This is a genomic window from Clostridium fessum (assembly GCF_003024715.1).
Classification (GTDB): domain Bacteria; phylum Bacillota; class Clostridia; order Lachnospirales; family Lachnospiraceae; genus Otoolea; species Otoolea fessa.
The window spans coordinates 1-785 of sequence record NZ_PYLO01000024.1 but is presented as its reverse complement, the minus strand read 5'-3'; the positions used below and the strand labels follow the sequence as shown (position 1 = coordinate 785).

Below are 785 nucleotides of genomic sequence, written 5' to 3'. Positions count from 1 at the left end.
GACAAGGAATTTCGCTACCTTAGGACCGTTATAGTTACGGCCGCCGTTTACTGGGGCTTAGATTCAAAGCTTCGATTGCTCTAACCTCTCCTCGTAACCTTCCAGCACCGGGCAGGCGTCAGCCCATATACCTCACCTTTCGGTTTTGCATAGACCTGTGTTTTTGCTAAACAGTTGCTTGAGCCTATTCTCTGCGGCCACATCTCTGTGGCACCCTTTATCCCGAAGTTACAGGGTCATTTTGCCGAGTTCCTTAACAATGCTTCTCCCGCCGACCTTAGGATTCTCTCCTCATCCACCTGTGTCGGTTTACGGTACGGGTACATATCACACAATAGCGGCTTTTCTCGACAGCTCGAATCCCGGACTTCGCTACTTTTGTTCGCTCCGCATCACGTCTTCGGCTTACTAAGCGGATTTGCCAGCTTAGCACCTACCTCGCTTGCCCTGGTATCTTCATTCCCAGGTTCCGGTATCTCTCTGTGTCCCCACAGTTCTGATGATATGCAGTACAGGAATTTCAACCTGTTATCCATCGACTACGTCTTTCGACCTTGCCTTAGGCCCCGACTTACCCAGAGCAGATCAGCTTTACTCTGGAAACCTTAGATATTCGGCCTGGAGGATTCCCACCTCCATCTCGCTACTCATTCCGGCATTCTCTCTTCTTAAAAATCCACAGCTCCTTATCGGTACTGCTTCGTCTCTTTAAGAATGCTCCTCTACCAATGTATAATTACATTCCTAAGCTTCGGTGTTGTGTTTTAGCCCCGGACATTTTCGGC

General features: G+C 49.2%; 1 rRNA gene. It reads right to left on the bottom strand.

The annotated features are described in order from the left end of the window. A 23S ribosomal RNA gene (locus C7U56_RS15325) occupies positions 1-785 on the bottom strand; the annotation flags it as partial.